The sequence below is a fragment of the Anaerobacillus sp. QJM3NY_17 genome (assembly GCF_056173665.1).
In genome coordinates this window covers 1,489,636-1,511,103 of sequence record NZ_CM149685.1, presented here as the reverse complement: position 1 = coordinate 1,511,103, position 21,468 = coordinate 1,489,636, and the positions used below count along the sequence as shown (strand labels likewise).

The 21,468-nt window shown below is 39.2% G+C and carries 20 protein-coding genes; 6 read left to right on the top strand and 14 right to left on the bottom strand.

The features are described 5' to 3' along the window. Positions 1 to 12: 12 nt before the first annotated feature. From AC0VYV_RS08110 to AC0VYV_RS08090, 5 genes are all read right to left on the bottom strand, one after another. A complete protein-coding gene (locus AC0VYV_RS08110; RefSeq protein ID WP_475367124.1) occupies positions 13 to 852 on the bottom strand; it encodes a DUF1206 domain-containing protein in 840 nt (279 codons plus the stop codon). Positions 853 to 1,240: 388 nt separating this feature from the next. Further along, positions 1,241 to 2,125, bottom strand: a complete 885-nt coding sequence (locus AC0VYV_RS08105) for a metal ABC transporter permease (RefSeq protein ID WP_475367123.1) — start codon at positions 2,123 to 2,125, stop codon at positions 1,241 to 1,243. Then, positions 2,122 to 3,489, bottom strand: coding sequence for a metal ABC transporter permease (locus AC0VYV_RS08100; protein ID WP_475374725.1), 1,368 nt, complete (start codon positions 3,487 to 3,489; stop codon positions 2,122 to 2,124). Before AC0VYV_RS08100 ends, AC0VYV_RS08105 begins: the two co-directional genes overlap by 4 nt. Before the next feature lie 12 nt (positions 3,490 to 3,501). Next, on the bottom strand, positions 3,502 to 4,257 hold the full coding sequence (locus tag AC0VYV_RS08095) for a metal ABC transporter ATP-binding protein (RefSeq protein WP_430242224.1): 756 nt from the start codon (positions 4,255 to 4,257) through the stop codon (positions 3,502 to 3,504). Positions 4,258 to 4,277: 20 nt separating this feature from the next. After that, positions 4,278 to 5,207: a metal ABC transporter solute-binding protein, Zn/Mn family gene (locus tag AC0VYV_RS08090; RefSeq protein WP_475368821.1), complete on the bottom strand. Its 930-nt coding sequence runs from the start codon at positions 5,205 to 5,207 to the stop codon at positions 4,278 to 4,280. A 396-nt stretch (positions 5,208 to 5,603) separates the two neighbouring features. Between AC0VYV_RS08090 and AC0VYV_RS08085 the strand changes: the two genes are divergently transcribed. Both AC0VYV_RS08085 and AC0VYV_RS08080 read left to right on the top strand, forming a co-directional pair. After that, entirely contained in the window at positions 5,604 to 6,092 is a 489-nt protein-coding gene (locus AC0VYV_RS08085) for a universal stress protein (RefSeq protein WP_430242229.1), read from the top strand. Further along, positions 6,067 to 6,294 (top strand): helix-turn-helix domain-containing protein, encoded by a 228-nt coding sequence (locus tag AC0VYV_RS08080; protein ID WP_475374724.1) that lies wholly within the window; start codon positions 6,067 to 6,069, stop codon positions 6,292 to 6,294. Before AC0VYV_RS08085 ends, AC0VYV_RS08080 begins: the two co-directional genes overlap by 26 nt. Positions 6,295 to 6,374: 80 nt before the next feature. On the opposite strand, the gene AC0VYV_RS08075 is transcribed toward AC0VYV_RS08080, so the two are convergent. Continuing rightward, positions 6,375 to 8,168, bottom strand: coding sequence for an ATP-binding protein (locus AC0VYV_RS08075; protein ID WP_475374723.1), 1,794 nt, complete (start codon positions 8,166 to 8,168; stop codon positions 6,375 to 6,377). Between the two features lie 268 nt (positions 8,169 to 8,436). On the opposite strand from AC0VYV_RS08075, the gene AC0VYV_RS08070 reads away from it, so the two are divergent. Further along, on the top strand, positions 8,437 to 8,721 hold the full coding sequence (locus AC0VYV_RS08070) for a hypothetical protein (protein WP_194221078.1): 285 nt from the start codon (positions 8,437 to 8,439) through the stop codon (positions 8,719 to 8,721). Here the strand turns inward: AC0VYV_RS08070 and AC0VYV_RS08065 are convergent, their stop codons facing one another. Together AC0VYV_RS08065 and AC0VYV_RS08060 are read right to left on the bottom strand one after the other, a co-directional pair. Beyond that, entirely contained in the window at positions 8,722 to 10,569 is a 1,848-nt protein-coding gene (locus AC0VYV_RS08065; protein ID WP_475368818.1) for a helix-turn-helix domain-containing protein, read from the bottom strand. A gap of 19 nt (positions 10,570 to 10,588) precedes the next feature. After that, positions 10,589 to 11,794, bottom strand: coding sequence for a M20 family metallopeptidase (locus AC0VYV_RS08060; protein WP_430242240.1), 1,206 nt, complete (start codon positions 11,792 to 11,794; stop codon positions 10,589 to 10,591). Between the two features lie 262 nt (positions 11,795 to 12,056). Here AC0VYV_RS08060 and AC0VYV_RS08055 point away from each other — a divergent pair, with 262 nt between their 5' ends. Then, positions 12,057 to 12,674: an NAD(P)-dependent oxidoreductase gene (locus AC0VYV_RS08055; protein ID WP_475368817.1), complete on the top strand. Its 618-nt coding sequence runs from the start codon at positions 12,057 to 12,059 to the stop codon at positions 12,672 to 12,674. Here AC0VYV_RS08055 and AC0VYV_RS08050 read toward each other — a convergent pair whose 3' ends face one another. From AC0VYV_RS08050 to AC0VYV_RS08025, 6 genes are all read right to left on the bottom strand, one after another. Further along, entirely contained in the window at positions 12,675 to 13,775 is a 1,101-nt protein-coding gene (locus AC0VYV_RS08050) for a Ger(x)C family spore germination protein (protein ID WP_475368816.1), read from the bottom strand. It abuts the gene before it with no gap. Then, entirely contained in the window at positions 13,765 to 14,853 is a 1,089-nt protein-coding gene (locus tag AC0VYV_RS08045; protein ID WP_475367116.1) for a GerAB/ArcD/ProY family transporter, read from the bottom strand. The genes AC0VYV_RS08050 and AC0VYV_RS08045 overlap by 11 nt, the downstream gene beginning before the upstream one ends. A gap of 27 nt (positions 14,854 to 14,880) precedes the next feature. Further along, entirely contained in the window at positions 14,881 to 16,353 is a 1,473-nt protein-coding gene (locus tag AC0VYV_RS08040) for a spore germination protein (protein ID WP_475368815.1), read from the bottom strand. A 149-nt stretch (positions 16,354 to 16,502) separates the two neighbouring features. After that, positions 16,503 to 17,213 carry a purine-nucleoside phosphorylase gene (gene deoD / locus AC0VYV_RS08035; protein ID WP_430242248.1) on the bottom strand — a complete coding sequence of 237 codons (711 nt, stop codon included), beginning with the start codon at positions 17,211 to 17,213 and terminating at the stop codon, positions 16,503 to 16,505. Positions 17,214 to 17,441: 228 nt separating this feature from the next. After that, positions 17,442 to 17,972 carry a DUF420 domain-containing protein gene (locus AC0VYV_RS08030; RefSeq protein ID WP_475368814.1) on the bottom strand — a complete coding sequence of 177 codons (531 nt, stop codon included), beginning with the start codon at positions 17,970 to 17,972 and terminating at the stop codon, positions 17,442 to 17,444. A gap of 121 nt (positions 17,973 to 18,093) precedes the next feature. Further along, a complete protein-coding gene (locus AC0VYV_RS08025) occupies positions 18,094 to 18,708 on the bottom strand; it encodes a hypothetical protein (protein WP_475367113.1) in 615 nt (204 codons plus the stop codon). 395 nt (positions 18,709 to 19,103) lie between these two features. On the opposite strand from AC0VYV_RS08025, the gene zwf reads away from it, so the two are divergent. Further along, complete coding sequence (gene zwf, locus AC0VYV_RS08020) at positions 19,104 to 20,597, top strand: glucose-6-phosphate dehydrogenase (protein ID WP_194221069.1); 1,494 nt, start codon at positions 19,104 to 19,106, stop codon at positions 20,595 to 20,597. Between the two features lie 174 nt (positions 20,598 to 20,771). After that, complete coding sequence (locus AC0VYV_RS08015) at positions 20,772 to 21,395, top strand: cyclase family protein (protein ID WP_194221068.1); 624 nt, start codon at positions 20,772 to 20,774, stop codon at positions 21,393 to 21,395. Positions 21,396 to 21,468 lie beyond the last annotated feature (73 nt).

Sequence of the window (21,468 nt, the reverse complement as noted above, 5' to 3'; positions counted from 1 at the left end):
ATACTCCATAAATTAAGAAATTTGCATTCTTCTATTCTTCCCTTTTACAAACATAAAAATGCCGTAAGCGATAAATCCAATGGCAACTAGTCCAAGCAAGATAGCACCATATGGCTGTTTAGCTAATTCTGAAAGCGCTCCATCGAGCCCCTTCGTTTTATCTGGATTAGCAGTAATCGCTGTCTGAATAAAGAATACGCCCATCATCGTGAAGACAACACCTCGTGCTGCAAGTCCGATTTGTCCAGCACGTTTGCCCCACCATTCTTCTTGATCGTGCATTTCATACTGCTTAAGCTGTTTCATAAAGGATTTCTTGTACCCACGAATAACCTGATAAATACCAAAACCAATTAAGCATAATCCAATAAATCCAATTATCCATTGACCAAACGGCTGTCCTAATAGTTTAGCAGACATTGATTGTTTACTGCCAGAAGATGAACTTCCCGCTCTTGTAATAATAGAAACCGCATTATAAGCAAGAAATAAATGAATAATACCAGCGCCAACAAATCCAATTCGAATTAATATGCCTTTTGTATCGTTACCATAATGATCTGGATCCTTAATTCCCTGGATACCTTTCCATACGGAATAACCGATTAACCCAACTATGAGAACCCATAGAAGTGCTTCACCAAATGGCTTTCCTGCAATAGTAGCGAAAGCACCTTTTGAATCAGTCGTTTTACCTCCTGGCCCAAATGCTGCCTGGAGAGCTAAGATCCCAATGATTAAGTAAACAACTCCTTTGGCTGCATACCCCATTCTTGCTAATCCTCTTATCCATGGTTTCACATCATTTGATGCTTGTTTTGCTTTGTGTTTCGCAGCAGTACCAGTGTCCATTGTTAATCTCCTTCCATTCTTTCATATCATTTATCCATTCTTTCTATTCCCACTAATGCTTACTTTCAACCTAAAAGATTACGATTCTGCTTATCCATTTATAGGAAAGTTGAATTTCGTACACTTCGTGAATCCGTTAAATCCTTACTTTACGTTTGAGGAAGCATTCCCTCGAATGTATCATTATTCTAGAAATCAAGATGATGACAGAAAAAATCCACTCAATGAAAAAAAGCCCTGTAAGCGAATCCAGCATTCGCTTACAGGGCTACTAATTGAGGAGATAGTCTTGTGGACACAAGCTATCGCATTTCTTTACTATACTACAGATCACATAATTTTCATATAGTTTTGAATCATTTCTTTTGCGATTCATCGCGTTAAATGATTAAGACTGATCTGCGATAATTCCTTTCTTTGCTATGACTTTAGATAATAAACCGTGTCTCGGTGAAAGGATAAATGTGATCGCAAATATCATTCCAGCAATCGATGCCATAGAACCTGAGATCGAAATATTCCAAGCGAGCGCGGAATAATAACCACCGATCGCTGCAACTACGCCAACACCTGCACTGATGATTAACATAACAAGTAATTTATCTGTTAATAAATATGCTGTAGCTCCCGGTACAATAAGCATGGCTACGACGAGAATAGCCCCAACACTATCAAATGAAGCAACCGTCGTGATTGAAACCATCGACATAAGTAGGTAATGGATGAACATAACTGGAATACCAATAGCCGTAGCCATTGCAGGATCAAACGAGCTAATCTTAATCTCTTTATAAAACGTGAGGATCAAAATAAGATTAATCACCAGAACACTTCCAAGCATCCAGACCGCAGAAGGTCCAAGGTCCACTCCACCTATTGTTAACGTATTCCACGGAATAAAGGTAATCTCTCCCATAAGGGCGTGGTTAACATCAAGGTGTACTTTACTAGCAAAAGCTGACAGCAGAATAACTCCGAATGCGAATAGGGAAGTAAACACTACACCGATAGCGGCATCAGATTGCACACCGCTTGAATGAAGGACCTGCACTAAAAAAGCAGTCAATAGACCTATGATCCCTGCACCAACCAGCATATAGATCCCTTCTAGTGAATGACTTACGAGGTATGCCAATACAATACCTAGCAAAACGGTATGACTAATCGCATCAGCAAGCATCGCCATTTTACGTAATATTAAAAAACACCCGATGATCCCACACGATACTCCCACTAAAGAACCTGTAAGCATAATCCATGCTCCATAACTCATGAGGAATTCACCTCCTTCTTACGCTTTTTTGTGCTTTGAGAAGGTGCTTTGACATGATACTTTTCTCCTCTAGCAAAATGAGCCGGGTTTAACTTAAGCGCCCGTTCATGAACATCCATTAATCGAGTAAGATCTTCTACGGCTGTTGGAGGAAGCTCTTTATAATGCCACTCATCGTTTGTTTTTGATTGAAGATGAGCAAATTTCATTTCATACATAGTGTAAATCTCGAATAGTCGATTGTTCTTTGTAATTTCATGCGCCTTATAAGCACCTAACTCAGTAAGGCGCCATTTGCCGATCACTGGCTGGAAGACGTATCCTTCTTTTTGAAGCTGATGTAGAATCGACTCTAGTTTGCGACGTGGCATTTTTCTTCTTTCTTCAAGCTGAGCTATAGTGAACGCAAAATTCGTAGTGGATAAGCTAACTTCTTCAGAAAGATCATACATCGTTTGAAAAACGGTATCCTTAGCAACACTTTTACGAATACGATACAATTTTAAACCTTTCGATAAAAGCCCTCTGTTTGGAGCAAAAACGAGAGAAATTAAGAAAATAACCGTTGCTGCAATGACGATGACGGGTCCTGTCGGAAGTCGGTTTGCCATAGAACTTAATATCGTGCCAAGAATTCCTGATAAAGCACCAATTGTTCCCGCTACTATAACCATCCGATCAAGTCGATCGGTCCAATACCTTGCAGATATTGCAGGAGTAATGAGCATAGCGGCCATTAGAATAACTCCCACTGCTTGTAAACCTATCACAACTGCACTGACGATTAGTGTCATCAATAAGGCATTAAGAAACCCTGTAGGTAATCCAATTCCTTTTGCGAATTGGCGGTCGAAGGTAAATAGCTTCAATTCTTTAAAAAGTAGCCAGGTGATCACGAGAAGCACGATTGCAATTCCCGAAATAACTCGAACATCATTTCCTACAAGCGATGCTGCCTGACCGAATATAAAGTCATCAAGACCACTCTGGTTACCATTTTCAGATTGAGCGATTTTAGTTAATAAGACAATTCCAAACCCAAAAAACACTGAGAGTACTAATCCAATCGCGGTGTCTTCTTTAATACGTGAATGGTTAATAATAGCTTGAATAAAGTAGGTTGCAAGTAAGCCAGATATCGCAGCACCTACTAAAAACCAGCCAATCGATTTTGTTCCATAAAGTAGAAATGCAATGCAAATCCCAGGAAGTGCTGCATGCGCCATAGCATCACCGATTAAGCTTTGTTTCCTAAGAAGGGCAAAACTACCGAGGACACCACTTGCCACTCCAAGAAGAATTGTACCAAATAGCACCCACTGTGTATTTGCATCCTGTAGCGTTAGGAGGAGCTCATTTAACATTATTCTCCCTCCTTAAGGTTGAACTACAAATGGTGTGCTGACCTCAGAATCAAGAAATGATAGTCTTCCACCATATGTTTTTTGTAAGTTTTCAATTGTAAATACTTCATCTGTAGGACCGAGCGCAATTTTTCTTTTATTTAACAAAAGGGTCCAATCAAAATACTCCTTCACTGTCTGCAAATCATGGTGAACAACAAGGACGGTCTTCCCTTGTGCCTTCAGCTCATTTAAAAGTGAGATAATCGCTTTTTCAGTAGCAGCATCAACGCCAACAAATGGTTCATCCATGAAATAAACTGTTGCATCCTGTGCTAAGGCTCTTGCAAGAAACACTCTCTGTTGTTGACCACCTGATAGTTGACTGATCTGCCTATTTGCATATTCTTTCATGCCCACTTTATCAAGCGCCTGCATAGCAATAGCAGTATCCTTCTTACCAGGCCGCTTAAACCAGCCGATGTGCCCGTATCTTCCCATCAGTACGACATCAAGAGCATTCGTAGGAAAATCCCAATCCACTGATCCTCGCTGTGGTACATATCCAACTAGTTTTCGCTGAGTACGATATGATTTTCCGTAAATTTCTACAGATCCCGAGGCTGTTGGAATTAACCCTAAAATAGCTTTGATTAACGTTGATTTACCAGCACCATTTGGACCAACAACGCCTATTAACTTTCCTTCTGGCATTTCAACCGTTACTTCCTGAAGTACAGGCTTACGGTCATAGGCTACCGTTAAATTTGATACATTAATTGGATTCATATCCCTACCTCCTTCTTATCCTATTTCAACGCTTCCACAATCGTATCAATGTTATGTTGATACATACCTATATACGTCCCCTCAGGTGAACCCTTCTCACCCATCGCATCTGAGAACAATTCGCCACCTATTTCAACCTCATGACCTTTTTTTCTTGCTCCTTCAACGACTGCATTAATCGAACGTTCTGAGATACTGCTTTCAATAAATACAGCCTTAATATTTTGATCTGCTAATACATTCACAAGATTTTGAACATCCCTAAGCCCATATTCTGAATCTGTACTTAATCCTTGCAGCCCCTTCACTTCCATGCCATATGCCTGACCGAAGTATTGAAATGCATCGTGGGCCGTAACAAGAACACGACTCTCTTCTGGGATTTCATTCAATTTTGATTGTGCTTCTTCTTGTAGCTTAGTTAGCTCTTCTAAATATTCCTCTGCATTTTTCTCATAATCTTCCTTGTGTTCGGGATCATATTCAATTAATCCGTCGCGAATTTCTAGCACAGCATATTTCCATAAATCAATATCAAACCACACATGAGGATCAACGGCTTTTGAACTTCCCTGAGTGATTAATAGCTTCTCTTCAGGAATAGCTTCTGCAACAGGATAGGTTGGTTTTTCTCCCTTCATTTTCGCAAATATCTCGCCCATTTTCCCTTCTAGATGAAGACCATTATAGAAAATGACATCTGCATTCGATAGCTTATTAATGTCTCCTTGTGAGGCCTTATATAAGTGAGGATCAATACCTGGACCCATTAAGGAATCGACTTCCACATGGTCCTTACCAATGTTTTCTACAATGTCTCCAATTTGCCCGATTGTTGTCGTCACGTTAATTTTTCCTTCACCGTCTTTGGTTGTCTCAGTACTACTGCACCCCGACATCACGATCAAAAATAATCCTGCACCGAAAACAAATCCTAACCACTTTTTCACATTTACCAACCTCTCTTTTTCTATTTATACCGGCACCATTTCCCTTTACCTAACGTATGGGCGTTGTTTCTGTAAGGTGCTTATCCATTTCAATTTAACGAAAAACATTTGCTTAACGTCTTTGTTTTTTACCAGATAAACATTTCTTTCCCTAAGGCAAATTGTAAACAAAAATTTTTTTAACATCTCATATCAGCTAGTCAATATTCCTCTAACCACAAATGTTTCCTTAGCACAAAACTATCGCATGAATGCATTTTTGTCAACTTAAGTTTATGCAGTTTTTCCTTGATATAGAATATTTTCATCATAATAGTGATATATCTCACAGTAATGACAAATGAGACGCTATACAATAAAGCTAAGAAATAAAGTTTTTATTGGGAGGGTATTAGAATGAGCACAAAGCATTCAAACATACTTGTTGCTGTTGACGGTTCTGATTCAGCCGAGATTGCTTTTTCCAAAGCTGTAGAACTTTCGATTCAAGACCAGGCTTCCCTACTGATTGCTCATGTCATTGATACGAGAAATTTCTCAACTTTTGAACTTTACGATATCGCAACGGAACGAGCAGAAGACTTTGGAAAGCGTCTATTAAAGGAGTACGAAGAAAAAGCACGAATGGCAGGAATTTCGAATGTTGATACAGTTATTGAATATGGATCCCCGAAAGCAAAAATCGCAAGAAAGATCGCTCCACAAAATAAGATAGATTTAATTGTTTGCGGGGCAACAGGGATGAATCGCGTAGAAAGATTGCTTATGGGCAGCGTTTCTGAACATATTACTCGTCACGCCACATGTGATGTATTTGTTGTAAGAGGCAGCAAAGTACTTTCTGAGGAGGTTGAGAAAGATGAACACAGCAGACAAAATACGTAAGCACCGTTTGGAAGCCAATTTATCCATTTCTGAGTTAGCGGTGAAAGTACGGATTGGGGCGGGGCTTATGCAGAAAATAGAAGAAAATCATTATCAGCCAGACGTTCAAACACTCCTAAGAATATCAACAGCATTAGATATTCCAGCCTCTGAATTTCTTGAAAAGGAAACAATTGAGCAGTTAGAAAAAGCCGATACATGAAAGGATAGCTATTTATTAAAAAACGAGAAAAAACGCTAGCAAGTTGCTAGCGTTTTTTCATTTGTACTAACTCTATTTCTTCAAACATTCACCAGCTTATTTTCATAAACTGGTAGGATCACTTCGACGGTAGTTCCTTCTCCTTCAACACTTGTTAAGCGCATTCTCCCGTTATGGTTATCAATAATGCTAAAACTAACCATTAGTCCCAGTCCAGTCCCATTCTCCTTCAACGTATAAAATGGTTCGCCGATCCTTGGCAATTGGTGCTCTGGGATACCTACACCCTGATCTACAAACGTTATAACCGCTTCTTTTTTCTCATTTTCTTTTACCTTTACAAAGATAGTGCCACCATCAGGCATCGCTTCAATAGCGTTTTTCACAACATTGACAAACACTTGCTTTAGCTGATTTTCTTCACCTAAAATAGGAAAGTGATCACACTCATACTGTGTTCGAATAACAATGTTTTTCAGGATTGCCTGGGATTTAAGAAGGGCGACTACGTGCTGAAGCAATGAAATAAGATCACTTTCTCCAAACTCTTTCTCTTGAGGTTTTGCAAGGAGCATAAATTCACTCACTATGAAATTAATGCGATCAATTTCCGATAACATGATTTGAAGAAACTCTTTTGATTTATCGTCTTCAGAAGAGCTATAGACTAATGTTGCAAAGCCTTTTAAAGAAGTAAGTGGATTTCTTATTTCATGTGCAACTCCCGCAGCGAGCTCTCCTACCGCTGTTAATTTCTCTGAGCGTCTTAGCAGTGCTTCCGTTTCTTTAAATTCTGTAATATCCTCCACTATGACAATAACACCCTGTACTTTTCCATGAACCATATGAGGAATGGAAATTAACTTCACATGAACCGAGTGACCTTCTCGATGAACAATGGCAGATTCACACTTTTGCGGAATACCTTCTTTCGTTCTTTCAAAACAATTTAACGTCTGCTTTAAGTAACGCTGATCCACGAATTGAAAACTCGTTTTATTACTTGTGCTATTCGATGAGTAGCCACTCATTTTTTCTAAAGCGGGGTTCATATTTAGTATTTGACCACTGATATCTAGTACCATGATACCATCGGGACTATTTTCAACGAGTGAGAGGTATTTCCGCTCGCTCTCTTGAAGTTGTGTGGCCTGTTCTTCTACCTTTTGACCTCGAATCACACTAATTAAGATTAAAACAGAAATAATGAATATGCCAATCAAAACAAGATACTGCAACACCGTATTTTCACTGTAGCTTTCTATTTTAAAATTTGAATTTGAAGCCGAGGAAATCATCGTAAAATAATGAACGGCGAGAGTACCTAGACCAAATACAATTGCCCCTGATAATTTCCCCCAGGAGTTCCGTTTTTCATTTGATACACCATAAACTAACCAAAAACTACAAACTGTCGAAATGAAGGCGGTCAAACCTGGAATGACAATTTTCCACCAATCTGTCAAATGATAAATCTCTCCTAATAAATAGACAGATGTTAGCAATTGCAAAAAGACCAAAACAATGGTGAGAGAGAAACTTGCCACTACCAACTGTTTCAATTGTCTTTTTGATGAAATGATGTTGAATGACAGGAGTGATCCAACAATAGGAATAACTAAAGTAATGATAACAAACCATGGATTGTAAAAGGTTGAGTCGGCTGTTGAAATCCCTAACAGTACAAGATACTGTAGAATCCAAATCCCTGCTCCCATTGCTAATGCACTGCCAAATATCCATAGCTGTCGATATGAATGCGTCATATTGTAAGCCTTCTCATGAAAATCAAAAGCTGTATAAGTATAGCTAACTACCATTAAAATCGAAATCAAAATAAGAAAAAAATGAAATTCATAGATGAGGTCTTCCATGATACGCTCCACTCCGTTTTCCATAACAAAATCAGTTCAAGTGCAAGTAATTCCTTTCACTATTAGTAGTCATTAGACATTCATCTTCAAATTCCTTCCACATTTTCTTAGATGATACAATTTTCCCATCTCATTTCCCTATCATTTAATCTGCTCAAGAAAGTTTCCACATAAAAACAGCCTGCATGAAAGGGCAGGCTGTTACAAACATATCTTATGGCTAATTCATTTCAAAAAAGGGTATGGGGAAAAGGAAGGAGGATCTCACATGCCGCAAATATTATTTAAAGTACAGGAAGTTAAGCGACTACAAGACCATCATATACCTAACACGCTTGAAGCGAACGTCGAAGTGGAATTTATCAATCGAGAAAGTGGTGAACTGTTAAAAACAGGACTGATTCCCGTTCGTTTCAATGAACACGGATCTTTCCCATCCATCTCTCATATCCAAAATTTCGAAGAAGAAAAGAAATTACAAACCAAACTCTTATTCGACATTCGACGATACGTACGAAAACTTCGCCCGTATCTTCAGCCAGACGATGAATAACTAGGCTTCAAATAAATAACGATAAATATTACAGGCAACTTGGATATTCATAAGATCAGAAGGATCATTAAAATTAATCGTTAGTATTTCTTGTATGCGTTGAATTCGATAATTCATCGTATTAACATGAACATGGAGCTGTTCAGAAGCGTTTTTTAAATCTTGTCCGGTCGATAAGTAAACAAATAAAGTTTGAAAGAGCTCTCCTTTGCGGCGTTTTTCATAAGCTAGCAACGGAGAGAGATACTCAAGCGCATAGCTTGCTAGATCTTCTTCTTTATTGTTTAACAGGAGTCGAAGCGCCCCGATTTCTCCATACCATGATGAATAACCCGCGAATGTAAATCGCTTTAGAAATTTAATCGTCTTCTTCGCTTCTTGAAAAGAGTGATCAATGGCACGGATTCCTCTAACTGGTTTTCCAATTCCGATTCTACAAATTTTTTCAGTTGTGACAGAAGCGATCAACTCATTAAATTCTTGGATGAACTGATTAACAGTGAAAATGGATGATTCGATGCCTTTCTCATCATCTTGATGGAACAGCAAGACAATTTGACGGCCCCACTCTGTAACACGCACAGTTTTTTGATGATTTTTCTCCAGTAAATGTTTAATAGAAGCATGAATACATCTTCTAAGCCATTCCTCGCGTCCTTGTTCAAACTCCTGAGGTACATCGATTAAAGCGATTGTGAAATAACCATTTAATCCTGTCTTCAAACGCCCAGCAAGGTAACTTAAATCCGCTTCATCCTCTTGTGGCGATAGAAGATGGATGAGTAATTCTCCAGTTAAACGCTGTTGTTCTTTATGCTCCGATTCCTTTTTCATTAGCTGAAGACCCGCAACTGTACATGCGTGAAAAACGGCTGACTGCTCAAACCTTGTAAGTGGGAGCTTTTCAGAAAGAATAGCGAGATAACCGAGTGGAAATGACAATCGGCCAAGAGGAAAAAGTAAAGAATCTTCGTCAGTTTGCACAACTTCTAACTCATTTGTCTCATTTTGAATGGTACTTAAATGATTAAGAATAATGCTTTGTAAACTTTTTTCTGCATTCCATTCAATCTGACTGGAAGCCTTCACCTCTCCAAATGGATCATAGATGGCTACGCTCTTTCCAATAGACTTTGTGAGATACGTGCAAATTTCTTTAAACGAGTCTTCATTCATCCCTATGTCCGACAGGGCCTGGTGTGTATCTACTGAGATCGATAGACTTTCGTTTTGATGAATCACTGTTTGATTAAATTGCTTTAACTTCTGTAAAGAAGCTTCTTTGTTTTGATACAAATTCGCGTTCATTAGTGCAATGGCCGCCTGTGAAGAAATAGCTTCCACAAGTCGGATATCATCTTCTGTAAATCCTTTTCCCCCATTAAACTGGTCGAGCACTATGACCCCTGTACAAGTACCTTCTTTTTTAATCGGGATACAAATCGTACTCAGCGGTAGCTCTTGTGCAGATTGGTAATATAGGCTAGCATTTTGATGAGACATCGTTCCCATAGCTTTTTCGACTTCATCACTTGTTTTGAAGTGCAAAGTGGTTTCTTTCTCAAATGCAAGACCTGTCATCGACTCACCTGAACGGAGCATGACTTCATTGACCGTCTTCTTTCGAAACCCTGTCGACCCAGCCACTTTTAAACCTTTTTGTTCTTTATCATATAGAAAAAGCACACCACCATCAGCTGCATCAATGGCTGAGACGGCTTCTTCTATAACAGACTGAATGACAGAATAGAAATCTAGTGATGAGTTAAAGATTGTTGAAACTTGCATAAGTAAATGCAACTGCCTTTTGCTAAGTTCTGCCTCATTCTCAAGTAAACCCCTCGCCATCCATTTCACTCCTTTTATTTTAAGTGTTAACCTCTTCCGTCTCATAACGATGTTGCTCAAGATAAGCTAACGTTGCTTCCCCAAGCGTTTTGGCAGCAATCAACATAGCGTTCTCATCGATATCGAACATTGGATGATGATGAGGATACGTCGATTTACTCTCAGCATTACCTGCCCCGGTTAAGAAGAATGTTCCGGGAACCTCTTCTAGATAATAAGCGACATCTTCTCCGATCATTAAGGCTTCTGTTTCTACAACATTTTTCACCTCAGCTACTCTTTCTGCAGCTTCCTTCAACATCATCGTTTCTTTTTCATGGTTAACTACAGGAGGATACCCTCTGTCATAACTAAATGTATAGTCTGCCCCGCTACTCTCACACGTGCCTTTAATCATTTGTTCCATATACCCGATGATCTTCTCGCGAACGTCTCGATCAAAGGTTCTAACCGTCCCTTTCAATGTTGCCGTTTCTGAAATAACATTGAAAGCGGAACCTGCGTGAAATGAACCGATAGAGATGACTGCTGTACTTGAAGGATTGATAAACCGGCTGACAATTTGTTGGAGATTACCAACCAACTGACTGGCGATCACAATTGAATCAAGCGCCTCATGTGGGATACCCCCATGACCACCTCTCCCTTTGATCACAATTTCAAAAGAGTCGGCAGCAGCCATAATGCGTCCTGGTTTATACGCAATTGTTCCTGTTGGGAATCCAGACCAAAGGTGTGTTCCAAAAAGAACATCCACTCCCTCTAGGCACCCGTCTTCAATCATTGGCTTTGCTCCACCAGGTGTAATCTCTTCAGCGAATTGATGAATAAAGACGACGCGACCTGCTAATTGATCTTTTTGCTCATGTAGTGCTTTTGCTAAGTGGAGAAGCGTTGATGTATGACCATCATGACCGCACGCATGCATCACACCTGGAACAGTGGATTTGTAGGGTACTTCTTTTTCATCATTGATTGGAAGGGCATCAAAATCAGCACGTAAGCCCACTGTCTTTCCTGGCATTGCACCTTCTAAAGAAGCCACTACTCCTCTGCCACCGACATTTATTTTAACGTCCATGCCAAGTTCCTCGTAGAAATCTGCAATTAGTTTAGGTGTTCGAACTTCATGGAATGACAATTCAGGATTCTGATGAAGATCTCTTCTTAGGTCAATCATTTGTGGTACTAAATCTTCTAATCTCTCAAAAAGCGCTTTTCTCATGTTTCATTCCCCTCTCCTCTATCTAAAACAAAATAAACTTCACTCTCTTATTACGTTACGAGTATTTTAACAAAAATTCTGAACTTTATAAGTAGAAATCAGAAATCTATTGTGAAATATAAAGGATTCTTCAATGTAAGCGCTGTATTCTCATTAAATCACCCAAAATACCAGTGCGGAGTAATGTCATTCCATGAATATCGTTAGTTGCAATAGAGCCATTCCTTTTTTAAAATGAATAGTATTAGAAGGGAGAGTCAAGATGAATATATTGATTTTAGGGGCAACAGGACGAGTCGGAAGCAACATTCTTACATTAGCTCTCTCCGATCGGCATCAGGTGACTGTTTTAACACGATCACCTGAGAAGCTCCCTACAAATAGTAACCTTACGATTGTCGAAGGGGATGTTCTCAATGAAGACGTCGTTGAAAAAGCCGCCAAGGGCGTTGATGTGATCGTTAGTGCACTTGGTACTGATAAAACAACAACGTTATCAGAAAGCACCCCGATTTTAATACGGGTGATGAAAAAACAACAGATTAATCGGATTATCACCGTAGGAACAGCTGGCATACTTAATAGCCGAGTCGAACCAACTCTCTATCGTTTTGAATCCTCTGAATCTAAACGAAAGACAACGCGAGCAGCAAGGGAACATCTTTCTGTTTATGAAATGCTCTCTGCTAGCGATCTGGACTGGTCAATCATCTGTCCTACTTATTTGCCAGATGGCCCGGCAAAAGGAGAATATCGCGTGGAAGAAGAATATCTTCCTGATGGTGGTCGTGAAATATCAACCGCAGACACGGCTGCTTTTGTATACAAGGAACTCTTCGATCGCAATCACTCCTGTAAACGTGTGGGGATTGCTTACTAATTACTGAGACATGCCTGTATCTTTTATCGTCACATCAACGTTTACTGATACAGGTATTGTTTCAAGGTATTCATGTTTATCTAGGTTTTTCCATTCTTGATATGATAGTGAATGCCTTACATATTGCCCTAGTCCAAGACTATCCGTTTGATTTTCCTTTAACACTTTAAGAATCCCCTCCGCGTCACGTTCAATATGTTCCGCAATTACCTTTTCAATTTTCTTAGTTTCGTTAGTACTTGAAATTTCTTTTGCTCCTGTATCCTCAATGACTGAGCCACGCATCTTCACATTTATTAGAATGTGATCCACCTTACCATTACTTTTAACAACCTTAATTTTCCTATTACTCTTAATATAATCAAAATGTAGGTTGCGGATGTTATCACCATCCGGAATTTTAATTGTTAATTCCCCTCTTTTTACTTTCCCAAGAAGAAACAATAAAACCTTTGACTGAAGTAAATCCAAATGGGCTACATACTTATCTTCTCGAAAAAGAGCAGTTCCCATTAATACTAAATCATCATCTACTCTGCTAAAAAGAGGGGCCACCGGATCAATGCCGTCATCAAAGTAATCTCTTGAAAAATGAAAGATGTCCATCTCTGGAATCGTAAATTTATCCGTTTCCGTTTTTAACATTTTGTCAACATAGCTACCTACATCCGGTTCGACATCTGTCTTAATGATCTCTTCCCCTTCTCCAAACGCCATGACAAGCTTCACTTGTGAACCAATTTCCTGATCTCGTTCCATCGATGTAATGACACGACTGACCCCTTCTTCAGCAAGTGTTCTTCCTATTATGATTGAATGAATTTGTCCATTGACAACCTGTTGCCTCGTTTTGGATGAGAGAAGATCTTCAGCTTCTTTTTTTGAATTGGCTACCGTATCAATGATTTCGTCCTGCTGGGATGTCTCACTTGATAAATCGGGGAATGAAGCCGTTACTTTTAACTTTCCTTCCTCCCCTTCTATTCGATCAAAACCAATCATACTAATAATCGCCAGGTCTTCAATTACTTTCTTGTCATTACAACTTGTCAGAACGATCACGGCTAAGATAACAATACATAGCTTTTTGTTATTCCGCATGTCGTTTCCTCCTTATACTTCTGATCCAAAGCGTTACGAGCAATAGTATAGGAAGCCCAAATGCAATCCCTGCAGCTGCTAATCCAAAAATTAATAGCCAGGGCGCTAGCTCGTATGCTACATCCACCTTTAACGTGATCAAATAGGCCACAAAGATGAGAATGAATACACACCACTTTTCATTAATAGCAGGTATTGCTCTATTGAGCAGGAGCTTCGCTGCCCATAAATACATAACGACGGTTATAAGAATTTTCATTAAGAACAAATTGAAAACAAGACTTTCAATCCTCTCAATAAGCTCGATTTCAATATAAGCAATCAAATTCAGCACTGGAAAACTAGTTAATTTAAGCTGATCAAATGAAAAATACATAAATGAAACGAAACATGTAAGCCCATAGACAACTGTTGTAATTACATGTCCAACATAAACACTTCGAAACCATTTAGGCTTTGTTTGATCAATATAAGGAAAGAGAAAGAGCACAATTTCAAAGCCTAAGAAGGCAGTATAGACCTCGATCAGTCCTTGAATAGGATTACTCCCATCTTTAAAGATAAATGGTGTTAAGCGCATCAAAGAAGAATAAGGAATATGATAAATAAGCATGAACGTCATCCAAATCGTCAAAAAAAAGAAAACGGTTGTTGTTTTCGTAATCGTATAAATGTCTTTAACGACAAGATATAAGGCGAGGAGCAAGATGATACTATACAGCAACAGCAAACTGGTATTTTGAAAAGCAAGGACTTGCGTGATGAGCATGTAGTCTTTTCCTACAAGAAGAGGGAGAATTGACCATATAAGCGCTAATATGACATAAAAAGGGGCAAGAACCTTTTGCGGAACAAGCCCTTCCATAATTTCAAATACATTCTCTCCCCTCCGAAAACGATTCACAAGAGAAACGAGAAAGATGTTTAATCCAGCAATGAGGGAAATAATGAGAATCATAACCCAGCCGTTTGTTCCGAAACTCACCGCGAGCATTCGAGGTAATTTATATAGCGTTACACCTGATTGAATCATATAAATCAGGATGGCGAGGTGGAATGGCGCTATTTTTTCCGACATTAATATCCCTCAATTTCTATCAGCTACTTACTTCACTTTTTTCTTATTTGAACTTCTCGGTATAGCTGGTCTCGTTTTCATTAATGAGTAAGGAGCCCTTAATAAGAAGTCGCCCCAGTCTTTCTTGAAAAATGGGGATAAGGGTGCTAAATATGGTGCTCCAACGCTCGTTAAGCTACTTAAATGAATCACAAGAATCGTCAATCCAATCACGATTCCGAGATTGCCAAGTAATCCTGCGAGTAGAATTAAACCGAACCGCGTTAGACGGATACTTGCACTCATTACATAACTTGGAACTACAAAAGAAGCAATGGCAGAGCTTGCCACCACAATAATGAGAACGTTGCTTGTAATACCAGCCTGAACAGCCGCTTGCCCTATGACAATACCGCCTACAATACCGATCGTTTGTCCTACTTTTGTAGGCAGGCGAGCACCTGCTTCACGTAAAAATTCCAGAGTAACTTCCATAATTAACGCTTCATATAAAGGATCAAATGGTACTTTGCTTCTTGAACCGGCAAGAGTTGTTAGAAGTGACTGTGGAATCATTTCATAATGAAAGGATGTGACGGCAACGTATAGGGCGGTAAATCCAATCGTAATCATGAATGCACCAAAGCGCAGTAGTCTTGTGGCCGTTCCAGTAATCCACCTTTGGTAATAGTCATCACCCGTTTGAAAGAAGTCAAAGAAGCTTGAAGGGGTAATAATCACTGCAGGACTACCGTCCATAACAATGACGACTTTTCCTTCTACAAGTGCTGCTGCAATCGCATCCGGCCTTTCTCTTAACATAAATTGCGGAAAAAGCGCATTAGGCTGATCCTCAATTAATTGAGTAAGAATATGTGAATCATAAACGGCATCAATTTCAATTTTTTCAATCCTATTAGTCAAATCTTGAACGATTTCATCATTTGCAATTCCTTTAATATGAAGAACATAGACGCTTCCTTTTGCCACTTCACCTACTGGAATTTCATTAATCTTTAAGTGTGAACTTCTCACACGTCTTCGGATCATAGAGAGATTGATTTCACTGCTCTCCACAAATCCTTCATGTGGTCCTGTAATCGTTGTTTCCGTTTCGGAAGGCTGAATTTCACGCTGCTTTGGTCCAGAAATATTAATTAAATAAGCTTGTTCTTTATGAAAAACAACAGCCTCTCCCTTTAAAATGCCATCAATTAGCTTCTTCTCATCATCTGATTTGTGAAAGTTCGATCTTCTAAGGAAAGGTAGGGAAGCTTCTTCAGAAGCATGGTAAAGGGGTTCAAGCAACTCCATCTTCAGCAGTTGATCGTTAACTAAATGCAGGAAATAAATAATTGAAATGCTTAGCTCCGGGAAAGTTCGATGAACAAGGTCATCACAATCGCTGAAGTTATCTAAAATAAGCACTTGAAGGGTGGTTTTGTTGTTTTGTTGGTTATCCGATTGCTGATCCATTTCTTTCAATTTATGAAGTCGTTTGATTGTTCTCCTTCTAACCATTGTAAATCCCCCCTCATACGTTAGTTCTAGCTTTTGGAGATAACGTATGAAATATGCATTTCTTGGGATAAATGAGTCACAAAAGCAATTAATGCTAAATGAAAACAAAAAAAGAAGACGAGCTTTTTATTAGCCGTCTTCTTCTCGTTTTATTTTTGTTTTAATGCCGCTTCAAGGGCAATAATCATCATCTCTTTAAAGGTTGTTTGTCGTTCTTCAGAGGTCGTTTCTTCCCCCGTTACGATATGGTCGCTAACGGTTAACACCGTTAAGGCATTCACGCCGAACTTCGCAGCAATTGTATAGAGAGCAGAAGTTTCCATTTCTACACCAAGTACCTGGTAGTCAGCAAGCTGCTGGAAGATTTCCGGATTGTCACGGTAGAAGGAATCACTTGTAAACACATTCCCTACATGAACGCTCATTTCCTTTTCAGCTGCAGCGTCGTAAGCGTTTTTCAAAAGATTAAAATCAGCTGTAGGAGCAAAATCCATACCGTTAAACTGAAGGCGATTCACACCTGAATCCGATGTCGCGCTCATCGCAAGAATAACATCTCTTACTTGCACTTCCTTCTTTAATGCTCCACATGTTCCAACACGAATAAGATTCTTAACACCATAGCTCTGAATCAATTCGTTCACATAAATCGAAATAGATGGAACACCCATTCCAGTTCCTTGAACAGAAATTCGTTCGCCTTTATATGTACCTGTATATCCAAGCATACCTCTTACTTCGTTGTAGCAAACGACATCTTCTAGGAATGTCTCTGCGATATACTTAGCACGAAGCGGATCTCCTGGTAGTAGAATCGTTTCCGCAATATCCCCTTGTTTTGCACCAATATGAACACTCATAGTCGTACCTCCTTGATATAATACGTACACTAACAAAAGTAGCATAAGATCCGCTCTTATGCCACACGCAATCATATAATAGTAGCCTATCCTTCCTTAAAACACACTATACAGGAGGTTAGCGAGCTTACTAAATGCTATTTATACTGTTGTTAATCTTTCCCCCACTCATTAACTTAGTCATAAAAAAAGCCCGAAGCGGACGCTTCAGACTTTTTATATAAGGCCTTAATAATATGGTGAGATCATCAAGTAAACGACAACACCTGTAATACTAACATACAGCCAGATCGGCATCGTCCACCTAGCGATTTTACGGTGTTTAGCCACTTGCATGTTTAATCCTCTCGTAACCGTAATTAAAGCCAGAGGAACAATAGCGGCAGCTAAAATAATGTGCGTAATTAAAATAAAGAAGTAAATGGGAACGATGATGCCTTCTCCTCCAAACGAAGTGGATTCAGAAAGCCCATGATACGTCACATATGAAACGAGAAAGAGTGCCGTTGTTGTAAAAGCAGCAAAAATAAACCGCTTATGCATTTTAATATTCTTTTGCATAATAAAAATGAGCGCTGCTACTAAGAAAACAAATGTAAAGCTATTAAAAACAGCATTTAGCAAAGGGAGCAGCGTAATATCAAATCCTACGTCACCACTATACTCAGGTAGGAAAAAAAGGACAACAACGAGCACATTCACTGCAATTGATAGCCCGACAATCCATGGTGTATAATTCCGTTGTTTAACTTCATTCATTAGATTTCTTCTCCTTATCACAATAATCTACCTTTTAAGGATAAGAAAGTTTCTCGGATTGAGCAACCAATGAGGTACATCTCACACGTAAATTTCAAATTCGTGACACGATTTGTTCACATTAAGGTGTCCATTGATCATGAATAATTCCAATTAAATAGAATTGTCCGTTATATTCAGAGAATACCAATTTAAGACTTTTCCAATCCATTCCTTCGAATTCTTCCGATCCGGGCACAAAAAATTCTACATAGTGACTTTCCGGAAACACATCCTTAATATTCTGTATGCTATTTGTTTCCCGATGAATGCCATCAAACGTAACGATTTCCGTCTCGCTAAATTCTACATCGTATACATATGCATTAAAATATTCCTCAGGCGATAAACGAATGGGATCGCCTCTTCCTGCTTCTGTTCCCCATTCAAGCTGCTTAGAGTTCTTAAAGAACTCTTTTAGTTGAGCTGGCATAAACACTTGAGCTCGTTTTACTTCTATCGTTCCATAGGGAGAAAATAGCACACCTTTTTTTGGGTGAACAAATTTAGAAAGCTCTTTGCCATCTTTCGATTTAATCGCATTTAACACGTTATACCCTTGCTTCATTACGATACTTTGAACAGATTCTGTGCGCTCTGCTTCCACTTCTCCTGAATCTTGAGACTTCTCCTCAACAGTTGAACATGAAATACTGAAAGCAATAAGCAGGAAGAAGATGACCAGTTTTTTAAGCATTGTACTCATCCTCCCTTTTCTTCTCAATCACTTACCTACTATATTCGCCGTAATTGAATCCATTCATTCTATTTCAAAAAAATTTACGAATCTTCCCTTCAAAATCCTTGCACACACCTTTCCGCAAAGGAATCAGCTTGGTATCGCTTACAGCCATATACCATTATATTTATTTTTCAAAATCCTACTGTAACTTCAATCACACAATTTGATTTTAACGCGAAAAAGCTATAAAATTTTTACTTGGGAACCCGGTAATATCTTCTATTACGGGATCGATAGAATTTCAGCAGACGTTTTATCATTAACAGTCTTTACTGATGAATTAAGGAATTCACTGTTCCTTCCATAAGTTCCCTCTGGAACAGCAATAATCAAAAAGTGAGGTCACAAAGATGAATCAACCATCAAAACAGGCTTCTGTTATCGTGATTTTCGGTGCAACAGGAGATCTTGCCAAACGCAAGCTATTTCCATCACTCTATAACCTCTATTGCAAGGGAGTACTTGCAGAGGATTTCGCTGTTGTTGGAGTAGCAAGAAGACAACTTACTAATGAAGAATTCCGTTCAAATGTTCATGACTCTGTTATACATACAGCATGCATGGATAAAGATGACAAGCATGAAGAATTTAGCAGTCACTTCTTCTATCAACCATTTGATGTTACGAAGAAAGAATCTTACCAGGAATTAAATGAATTAACACAATCGCTTGATGAGAAATTTAATATTCCAGGAAATCGCATTTTTTATATGGCGATGGCTCCAGAATTCTTTGGAACAATTGCATTAAATCTAGACTCTGAAGGTTTAACAGATGGTGACGGCTTTAATCGCCTCGTTATCGAAAAACCTTTTGGCCACAATTTCCCATCAGCTCAAAAGCTGAATGATGAAATTCGCCAAGTGTTCTCTGAAGATGAAGTTTATCGTATCGATCACTATCTTGGAAAAGAAATGGTGCAGAATATCGAAGCGATTCGCTTCGCCAACTCAATGTTTGAACCACTCTGGAACAGTCGCCACATTTCAAATATCCAGATTACTTCTAGTGAAACGGTTGGTGTCGAAACACGTGGTGGATACTATGAAAAATCTGGCGCTCTACGTGATATGGTCCAAAACCATGTCCTACAGATGGTTTCACTTCTAGCGATGGAACCACCTGTTAGCCTCTCAACAGAAGAGATTCGCGGTGAGAAGGTTAAAGTGCTTCGCGCGCTTCGTGCAGTTAAACCGGAAGAAGTAAATGACTACTTCGTTCGCGGTCAATACAAACAAGGCGAAGTAGATGGAGAGACATTACCAGGCTACCGTGAAGAAGATAATGTGGATGAAGAATCAAATACAGAAACATTCGTTGCAGCGAAGCTAATGATTGATAATTTCCGCTGGGCTGGTGTTCCATTCTATATTCGCACTGGTAAACGAATGACAAATAAATCTACTAAAATTCTGATTGAGTTCAAAGACTTGCCAATGAACCTTTATAAGAATGAAAGTGGCAAGCTCGGACCGAATATCCTGGTCATTCACATTCAACCTGAAGAAGGCATTACGCTTCACTTGAATGCCAAAGATACAGGCGATATGCGTAAAACAACACCGATCCAGTTGAATTTCAATAACGATCAAGAAAACAACATGAACTCCCCTGAAGCATATGAACGCTTGCTTCATGACGTGATGCGTGGGGATGCAACAAACTTTGCTCGCTGGGATGAAGTAGCTCTCTCATGGCAGTTCATTGACCCTATTTCCGTGACATGGGCTAACGAGAAAGAACAAGACTTCCCGAACTACCCGGCTGGATCTATGGGACCTAAAGCAGCAGATAAACTTCTTGAAAATGATAACTTACACTGGTGGCCCCTACCGAAAGAGTAAAGTAATCGAGACACTGGAACTCTATAAATTGAACACGTGCTTTGTGTTCCTATTCGACAAACATCGTAGTTTCTGCGATTCGTCGTAATTGATTCAAAATGACAAAAGAAAGATACGTGCTTCACGTATCTTTCTTTATCATATACACTACTATTTGAAAGGAAGTGTTTCTTAATGAAAATGTATGATGTAAGTGCACCTATCTTTAATGGAATGGCCGTTTATAAGAACAAGGAAGAAAAACAGCCTGAAATCAACACGACGACGAATGGCCATGTAACAGAGTCTCGTCTATCTCTTGATGTACATACGGGCACTCACGTAGATGCTCCGCTTCATATGATGAATGATGGCGCAACGATTGAATCAATTAATCAAGAAGATCTTGTTGGAAAAGCCAAAGTAATCGACGTCACCAATGTAAAAGGTGCGATATCTGATAAAGATATTGAAGCTGAAGACATCCAAGAAGGAGACTTTATCCTTTTCAAATCACAAAACTCTTTCGAAGAGGAATTTAACTTTGACTTCGTTTTCGTTGGTGAAGACGCTGCACGCTACCTTGCAGAGCGAAACATCCGCGGAGTTGGCGTAGATGGTCTTGGTATTGAACGCAGCCAGCCTGAACACCCTACACACCGCTCTTTATTCGAAAAGGATGTTATCATCATGGAAGGCTTACGCCTAAAAGACGTGGCGGCTGGAGAATACTTCATGGTTGCCGCACCTTTAAAACTTCAGGGAACAGATGCATCACCTGCTCGCGTTTTATTGTTTGAAGGATTAAAAGAAGCATAGTACAAAGAAAGCCAGGGTGAATCCCTGGCTTTCTTACTACCTTCTATGATTGATATACCCATACTGATAATAT

Coding starts and splice junctions, on each gene's coding strand:
- AC0VYV_RS08040 (WP_475368815.1), bottom strand. CDS start 16,353: ATGGTTAGAAGGAGAACAATCAAACGACTTCATAAATTGAAAGAAATG.
- AC0VYV_RS08065 (WP_475368818.1), bottom strand. CDS start 10,569: ATGGCGAGGGGTTTACTTGAGAATGAGGCAGAACTTAGCAAAAGGCAG.
- AC0VYV_RS08100 (WP_475374725.1), bottom strand. CDS start 3,489: ATGTTAAATGAGCTCCTCCTAACGCTACAGGATGCAAATACACAGTGG.
- AC0VYV_RS08095 (WP_430242224.1), bottom strand. CDS start 4,257: ATGAATCCAATTAATGTATCAAATTTAACGGTAGCCTATGACCGTAAG.
- AC0VYV_RS08025 (WP_475367113.1), bottom strand. CDS start 18,708: ATGCTTAAAAAACTGGTCATCTTCTTCCTGCTTATTGCTTTCAGTATT.
- AC0VYV_RS08080 (WP_475374724.1), top strand. CDS start 6,067: ATGAACACAGCAGACAAAATACGTAAGCACCGTTTGGAAGCCAATTTA.
- zwf (WP_194221069.1), top strand. CDS start 19,104: ATGAATCAACCATCAAAACAGGCTTCTGTTATCGTGATTTTCGGTGCA.
- AC0VYV_RS08110 (WP_475367124.1), bottom strand. CDS start 852: ATGGACACTGGTACTGCTGCGAAACACAAAGCAAAACAAGCATCAAAT.
- AC0VYV_RS08105 (WP_475367123.1), bottom strand. CDS start 2,125: ATGAGTTATGGAGCATGGATTATGCTTACAGGTTCTTTAGTGGGAGTA.
- AC0VYV_RS08045 (WP_475367116.1), bottom strand. CDS start 14,853: ATGTCGGAAAAAATAGCGCCATTCCACCTCGCCATCCTGATTTATATG.
- AC0VYV_RS08055 (WP_475368817.1), top strand. CDS start 12,057: ATGAATATATTGATTTTAGGGGCAACAGGACGAGTCGGAAGCAACATT.
- AC0VYV_RS08085 (WP_430242229.1), top strand. CDS start 5,604: ATGAGCACAAAGCATTCAAACATACTTGTTGCTGTTGACGGTTCTGAT.
- deoD (WP_430242248.1), bottom strand. CDS start 17,213: ATGAGTGTTCATATTGGTGCAAAACAAGGGGATATTGCGGAAACGATT.
- AC0VYV_RS08050 (WP_475368816.1), bottom strand. CDS start 13,775: ATGCGGAATAACAAAAAGCTATGTATTGTTATCTTAGCCGTGATCGTT.
- AC0VYV_RS08030 (WP_475368814.1), bottom strand. CDS start 17,972: ATGAATGAAGTTAAACAACGGAATTATACACCATGGATTGTCGGGCTA.
- AC0VYV_RS08070 (WP_194221078.1), top strand. CDS start 8,437: ATGCCGCAAATATTATTTAAAGTACAGGAAGTTAAGCGACTACAAGAC.
- AC0VYV_RS08075 (WP_475374723.1), bottom strand. CDS start 8,168: ATGGAAGACCTCATCTATGAATTTCATTTTTTTCTTATTTTGATTTCG.
- AC0VYV_RS08060 (WP_430242240.1), bottom strand. CDS start 11,794: ATGAGAAAAGCGCTTTTTGAGAGATTAGAAGATTTAGTACCACAAATG.
- AC0VYV_RS08015 (WP_194221068.1), top strand. CDS start 20,772: ATGAAAATGTATGATGTAAGTGCACCTATCTTTAATGGAATGGCCGTT.